The 4,968-nt window shown below is 68.8% G+C and carries 7 protein-coding genes; all 7 read left to right on the top strand.

All coding sequences use genetic code 11. The features are described from left to right. The first annotated feature begins 6 nt into the window (after positions 1 to 6). Positions 7 to 573, top strand: a complete 567-nt coding sequence (gene dcd, locus EQG76_RS11260; RefSeq protein ID WP_159713406.1) for a dCTP deaminase — start codon at positions 7 to 9, stop codon at positions 571 to 573. Next, complete coding sequence (gene murA, locus EQG76_RS11255) at positions 573 to 1,838, top strand: UDP-N-acetylglucosamine 1-carboxyvinyltransferase (RefSeq protein ID WP_159713404.1); 1,266 nt, start codon at positions 573 to 575, stop codon at positions 1,836 to 1,838. The genes dcd and murA overlap by 1 nt, the downstream gene beginning before the upstream one ends. Positions 1,839 to 1,851: 13 nt before the next feature. Further along, complete coding sequence (locus EQG76_RS11250; protein WP_159713402.1) at positions 1,852 to 2,304, top strand: DUF2948 family protein; 453 nt, start codon at positions 1,852 to 1,854, stop codon at positions 2,302 to 2,304. 59 nt (positions 2,305 to 2,363) lie between these two features. Further along, positions 2,364 to 3,653, top strand: coding sequence for a histidinol dehydrogenase (gene hisD / locus EQG76_RS11245; protein ID WP_159713400.1), 1,290 nt, complete (start codon positions 2,364 to 2,366; stop codon positions 3,651 to 3,653). Then, positions 3,650 to 4,135: a UPF0262 family protein gene (locus EQG76_RS11240; RefSeq protein ID WP_159713398.1), complete on the top strand. Its 486-nt coding sequence runs from the start codon at positions 3,650 to 3,652 to the stop codon at positions 4,133 to 4,135. The genes hisD and EQG76_RS11240 overlap by 4 nt, the downstream gene beginning before the upstream one ends. Then, positions 4,135 to 4,593, top strand: coding sequence for an arsenate reductase/protein-tyrosine-phosphatase family protein (locus EQG76_RS11235; protein WP_159713396.1), 459 nt, complete (start codon positions 4,135 to 4,137; stop codon positions 4,591 to 4,593). Before EQG76_RS11240 ends, EQG76_RS11235 begins: the two co-directional genes overlap by 1 nt. A gap of 172 nt (positions 4,594 to 4,765) precedes the next feature. Then, positions 4,766 to 4,968 (top strand): translation initiation factor IF-1 (gene infA / locus EQG76_RS11230; protein ID WP_159713395.1); only part of this gene is annotated, 203 nt, incomplete at its 3' end.

Genomic DNA, 4,968 nt, shown 5'->3' with positions numbered 1-4,968 from the left:
TGCCACATGTCGATCATGCCCGACCACTGGATCCGGCAGCAGTGTCTGGAGCACGGCATGATCGAGCCGTTCGTCGAGCGGCAGACCAGGGTCGAGGGCAAGGAGCGGCTGATCTCCTATGGCCTGTCCTCCTACGGCTATGATGCCCGCCTCGCGCGCGAGTTCCGGATCTTCACCAATGTCGACAACGCGCTGGTGGATCCCAAGAACTTCTCTGCACAGAGCTTCGTCGAGCGCGACGGGCCGTTCTGCGTGGTGCCGCCCAACAGCTTCGCGCTGGCACGCACGGTCGAGTATTTCCGGATTCCGCGCGACGTGCTGGTGATCTGCCTGGGCAAGTCGACCTATGCGCGCTGCGGCATCATCGTGAACGTCACCCCGCTGGAGCCGGAATGGGAGGGCCATGTCACGCTGGAGATCTCCAACACCACGCCGCTGCCCGCCAAGGTCTATGCGGATGAGGGCATCTGCCAGTTCCTGTTCCTCCAGGGGGCGAGCGCGCCCGAGATCAGCTATGCCGACCGGGCCGGCAAGTATATGGGGCAGCGGGGCGTGACCCTGCCGAAGATGTGATGGACCGGATCATCATCGAGGGCGGGGTTCCGCTCGAAGGCCGGATCCAGGTGAGCGGGGCGAAGAACGCCGCCCTGCCGCTGATGGCCGCAACCCTGCTGACCAATCAGCCGGTCGAACTGTCCAACGTGCCCGACGTCGCGGATGTCGGCACGATGCAGCGGCTCCTGCAGCGGCTCGGCACCGCATCGACCATGCAGCCGGGCGCACCCGGCACGCTGCGGCTGCAGACCGAACAGCTCATGTCGACCACCGCCCCTTATGACCTCGTGCGCCGGATGCGCGCATCCGTCCTGGTGCTGGGGCCGATGCTGGCGCGCCAGGGTGAGGCGGCGGTGTCCCTGCCGGGCGGCTGCGCCATCGGGACCCGGCCGATCGACCTGCACCTGATGGGCCTGGAGCGCATGGGGGCGGTGATCGCCCTGGAGCAGGGCTATGTGCAGGCGACCGCACCCAGGGGGCTGAAGGGGGCCGAGATCAAGCTGCCGCAGCCCTCGGTGGGCGCCACCGAGAACCTGATGATGGCGGCCTGCCTGGCGGACGGCGAGACGGTGATCCTGGATGCCGCCCGCGAGCCCGAGATCGTGGACCTGGCCCGGCTGCTGAATGCGATGGGTGCCCGGATCGAGGGGGCCGGCAGCGCCACGCTCACGATCCAGGGCCAGGCGGCGCTCGGTGGTGCCAGGCACCGGATCATCGCCGACCGGATCGAGGCCGGCACCTATGCGATGGCGGCCGGCATCACCAATGGCCGGCTGGTCCTGCAGGATGTGCGCGCCCAGGACCTGGGGGTGGCGACCGAGCGGCTGGAGGAGGCGGGCCTGGTGCTGGCCGACGGCGAGGCCGGCCTGTTGGTGCATCTCGGCAATGGCGGGCTCAGGGGCGTGGACGTGATGACTCGGCCGTTCCCGGGATTTGCCACCGACCTGCAGGCCCAGTTCATGGCGCTGATGTGCCTGGCCGAGGGTGCCTCGATGATCACCGAGACGATCTTCGAGAACCGCTTCATGCATGTCCCGGAACTGGCACGAATGGGGGCCAGAATCACCGTGCATGGCGGCTCCGCCCTGGTGCGTGGGCAGGCAAGGCTCACCGGCGCACCGGTGATGGCGACTGACCTGCGCGCCTCAGTCTCGCTGGTTCTTGCAGGTCTGGCCGCATCCGGCCCTACAACCGTCAACCGCGTCTACCATCTGGATAGGGGATACGAGCGGCTCGAAGAGAAGCTGCGCGGCGTGGGGGCCCGGATCGAGCGGGCCGGCTGACGGAGGGCGAGACTTGGCCGAGAAACGCGTGCGCCTGCAGGCGACGGATGTCGAGGATCTGGCGGTGATCGCCGCGTTCCTCCAGGACGCGCGCACCTGCGTGGCCGAGATGGCCTATGACCCGGCGACCAGGCGCTTCATGATCGCCTTCATCCGCTACCGCCGCGAGCAGTACCGCGACACCAGCCGCTGCGAGGGCCTGACCGAATGCTCGGCGGCCCTGGTGGTCGACGAGGTGGCCAGGGTCCGCTACCGCGGCATCGACGAGACCGCCCGGCTGGCGGAACTCAACCTGTTGACCATCGCCACGGAACCCGGCCCGGGTACCGATCTGTTCGTGGACCTGGTGTTCGCAGGCCAGGGGACGATCCGCCTCCAGGTGCCGGCGGTCCGCGCCAAGCTCGACGATTTCAGCGATCCGGTGCCCTGCCAGATCAGCCCCTGCGACCATTTCAACGCCGCCTAGAGCAGCCGGCAGGGGGTCCCGGCCGCCGGGCCCGGCTGGCCGATCCGGAGTTTCATCGCTTGCGCTTCCTCGATTCGCGCGCGCCCGACTTTCCCGCCAGCTTCGCCGCACTGGCCGAACGCCGTCACGACGAGGCGGGCGATGTCGGTGCTGCCGTCCAGGCAATCATCCAGGACGTGCGCCGCCGCGGCGATACGGCACTGCTGGAGCTGACCCGGCGGTTCGACCGGTTCGCCCCGGGCGAGGCTGGCCTGCGTGTCGAGCCGGCCGAGCTGGACCGTGCCTGGACGGCCTGCCCGCTCGATCAGTTGCAGGCCCTGGAGGTGGCGGCGGCACGGATCGAGGCCTTCCATTCCCGTCAGAAGCCGGAGCCGCTCGCCTGGACGGACGAGGCCGGGGTCCGGCTGGGCCAGCGCTGGACGGCGATCGGTGCCGTGGGCCTCTACGTGCCGGGGGGCACGGCCGCCTACCCGTCCTCGGTGCTGATGAACGCGATCCCGGCCCGGGTAGCCGGCTGCCGGCGGCTGGTGGTGGCGGCCCCGACACCGGACGGGCAGAGCAACCCCCTGGTGCTGGCCGCCTGCCGGCTGGCCGGGGTGGACGAGATTTACCGGATCGGGGGGGCGCAGGCGATCGCGGCGCTGGCGTTCGGTACGGGCACGATCCGCCCGGTCGACAAGATCACCGGCCCGGGCAACGCCTATGTGGCGGAAGCCAAGCGCCAAGTGTTCGGCGTGGTCGGGATCGACATGATTGCCGGGCCCAGCGAGGTCGTGATCGTGGCCGACCGCAGTGCCCGTGCCGACCTGGTCGCGGCCGACCTGATCGCCCAGGCCGAGCACGACGTGCTGGCGCAGAGCATCCTGATCACCGACGACCCGGACCTGGCACGCCAGGTGCCGGTCGAGGTCGAGCGGCAGCTCAGCTCGGCACCCCGCCGGGCGATCGCGGCCCGAAGCCTGGCGGATCTGGGCGTGGTCATCCTGGTGGGCGGGCTGGACGAGGCGGTGCCGCTGGTCGACCGGCTGGCGCCGGAGCATCTGGAGCTGATGGTCGAGGACGCGGATGCGCTGGCGGCCAAGGTGCGCCATGCCGGGGCGATCTTCCTGGGCAGCTGGACGCCAGAAGTGATCGGCGACTATGTCGGCGGGCCCAACCATGTGCTGCCCACGTCGCGCAGCGCCCGGTTCTCGTCCGGCCTATCGGTCTACGACTTCATGAAGCGTACCACCCTGCTCGGCTGCGACGAGCCAGGCTTTCGGCAACTGGCCGATGCGGCCAGAATCCTGGCCGAGGCGGAGGGGCTGGACGGGCACGCCAACGCGATCCGGCTGCGGGGGGCGAGGTGACCAGGCGGTCCGACGGCCCCGACCGGATCGTCGCGATCGAACTCGACCAAGGAAGCGTAGTGCGCTGGACGCCGGAGGTGCAGCACGAGCGCAATGTCGCGATCTTTGACCTGCTGGAGGACAATTCCTTCCTGCTGAAGGACGGATTCCCCGGGCCCTACGAGGTGGCGCTGTCCTTGCGCGACAACAATCTGGTGATGGACGTAGTCCAGCGGGACAGCCGCGCGCAGCGCGAGCTGATCTTGGCGGTGCGGCCGCTGCGCCGGGTGATCAAGGACTATTTCATCATCTGCGACAGCTACTTCCAGGCCATTCGCGGCGCCCCGCCATCCCGGATCGAATCGATCGACATGGCCAGGCGCGGCCTGCACAACGAGGGAGCGGAACTGCTTCGGGAAGCGCTGGTGGAGAAGGCCGACGTCGATGCCCAGACGGCGCGGCGGCTGTTCACCCTGGTCTGCGTCCTGTCGCTGCGACGCTGATGGATGGCGCGGTGCCAGGGGAGGTACCCGGCAGCGTGCTGTTCGCCTGCACGCACAACGCGATCCGCTCGCCCATGGCCGAGGGGATCCTGAAGTACCTCGCCGGCCACAAGATCTATGTCGACAGTTGCGGGGTGCGGCCGCTGGGGATGGACCCGTTCGCGGTCGCCGTAATGGACGAGATCGGCATCGACCTCTCCCGCCATGCGCCCAAGGGCTTCGACGACCTGGAGGATGACTTCTTCGATCTGGTCATCTCGCTCTCGCCCGAGGCCCAGCACAGCGCGGTCGAGCTGACCCGGACGATGGACGTCGCGATCGAGTTCTGGCACATGCCCGATCCCTCCCTGGTCGAGGCGAGCCGCGAGGTGCGGCTGGACGCCTATCGCAGCCTGCGCGACGACCTGATGCGGCGCATCCGCCGCCGCTTCGCCGCCGTCCGTCCGCCCGGGTCGTGAGCGCCGCCGGGGCCTACTCTGTGCCTCCTGTGCGCTTGACCCGCAGAAAAGCAGCGCGCAGAAGCCAGGGCAGCATGGCGCTCGCGCAAGGATGCGCCATATATCGGTAGAACGACGACCAAGTAAGGCCGCGGCGCCAAGCCACGCGCCGTGGACTGCCAATGGAGTGTCAATGGCGAAGGAAGATCTGATCGAGTTTGGTGGCGTGATCGCTGAAGTGCTGCCCAACGCGATGTTCCGGGTCAAGCTCGAGAACGATCACGAAGTGCTGGCCCATACCTCGGGCCGCATGCGCAAGAACCGGATCCGCGTGCTGACCGGTGACAAGGTCACGGTCGAGATGACGCCCTACGACCTCAGCCGGGGACGCATCAC

It is taken from the genome of Geminicoccus flavidas, from assembly GCF_009806515.1.
Classification (GTDB): domain Bacteria; phylum Pseudomonadota; class Alphaproteobacteria; order Geminicoccales; family Geminicoccaceae; genus Geminicoccus; species Geminicoccus flavidus.
This window is presented reverse-complemented; position numbering and strand designations above follow the sequence as displayed.